This is a genomic window from Thiomonas sp. FB-6 (assembly GCF_000377645.1).
Classification (GTDB): Bacteria; Pseudomonadota; Gammaproteobacteria; order Burkholderiales; family Burkholderiaceae_C; genus Thiomonas_A.
Map to the genome: position 1 here is coordinate 1 of NZ_KB898542.1, position 1,592 is coordinate 1,592.

1 protein-coding gene is annotated in these 1,592 nt (G+C 68.3%); it reads left to right on the forward strand.

Annotated elements, in window-relative coordinates:
* Positions 1 to 105: 105 nt before the first annotated feature.
* Positions 106 to 1,416: an IS1380 family transposase gene (locus tag D466_RS0119930; protein ID WP_018915433.1), complete on the forward strand. Its 1,311-nt coding sequence runs from the start codon at positions 106 to 108 to the stop codon at positions 1,414 to 1,416.
* Positions 1,417 to 1,592: the final 176 nt, after the last annotated feature.

Genomic DNA, 1,592 nt, shown 5'->3' on the forward strand with positions numbered 1-1,592 from the left:
CCTAGCCTGGATATTTCGCGAGCAAGTAGGTCGGCCGCTTGATCCGGTCGTGCGTTTCAGAGGTAGTGAGACTCGAAACGTGACGAACAAAGGAGGAAGCGGCCGATGCCAAAGTGTACCGAGGGCGTGGTGGATTTCGGGCGTGTCGGGCGCCGCGTAGTGCAGGCCGCGTTTGATGGCGGCGACATCGTCAGCGACGGCGGGGTGATGCTGCTGCGTCGGATCGACGAGCGCATCGGGCTGACGCGCGCGGCAGCGGGAGTGTTCGCCGACGGCCGTCGCGCCGCCAGTGTTCGCCACAGCATGCACAGCCTGCTGGCGCAGCGGGTGTACGGGCTGTGCTGCGGCTGGGAGGACGTGACGGACCACAACACATTGCGTCGCGACCTGGCGCTGCAGACGGCGGTGGGCCGGGCCGAGGAGTTGGCCTCGGCCCCCACGTTCAGCCGCCTGGAGCGCTCGGCCACGTCCGCGCATGCCGCGGCGCTGCATGGGGTGTTGCTGGAGACGTTCATCGCCGGGCGTGGCCAGGCCCCGCGCGAGCTGGTGCTCGACATCGACGCCACCCACGTGCCGCTGTACGGACAGCAGGAAGGGGCGCACTTCCACTTCCACTACGACAGCTACTGCTACCTGCCGCTGTACGTGTTCTGCGGCCAGGACATGCTGGCATGCGTGCTGCGCCCGAGCTGGCGCGACCCGGCCAGCGTGCTCAGTGCGCTGATCAAGCTGCTGGCGCGCCGGCTGCGCCAGGCCTGGCCGGGCGTGCGCCTGGTCGTGCGCGCTGACTCCGGGTTTTGCCGCCCGCGTGCGCTCAGGCGCTTCGACGCCTGGGGCATCGATTACATCATCGGGCTGGCGAAGAACCCCACGCTGCAATGGCAGGTCGCCATCGCCGAACAAGCCCTGGCCGAGCAGTACCAGGCCATGGGCACCAAGCAGCGGCTCATCGGCGAGTTCACGTACGCGGCACGAAGCTGGGAGCGCGAACGGCGCGTGATCGCCCGGCTCGAACATGGCCCCCAGGGCCCCAATCCCCGCTTCGTGGTCACCAGCCTGGCTGGTGATTGCACCGAGCTCTACGAGCGTCTGTACTGCGCGCGCGGCGAGGCCGAGAACCGCATCAAGGAAGCCCAGCTCGACCTGTTCGGCCGTCGCGCCAGCGCCCATCGCTTCGCCGCCAACCAGCTGCGCCTGCTGCTGGCAGCCTTCGCCTACACGCTCATCATCCACTTGCGTCGGCGCGCTCTGCAGGGCACCGAACTCGCGCGTGCCTGCGCGGCCACCATCCGCATCAAGCTGCTCAAGATCGGCGCGGCCGTCGTGCGCAACACCCGCCGCGTGCGGCTGCTGCTGGCCTCCAGCCATCCCCTCAAGCACGTGTTCCTCAGCGCCGCCCACGCCCTGGCCCCTTGAGCCGCGAAAAGTGCTGTCCCCGGCACGTTGACGAACAACGGGGGTAAGGGGGTACTGCGCCCTGCGTTCGCCAAGACCCGCGCGTCGAGGCTTCAGGCCCTCATCCGCGATGCCACTCGCTTCGTGTTCGATGCCAAACCCGACGTCGATGGCGGCTCATGAAATATCCAGGCTAG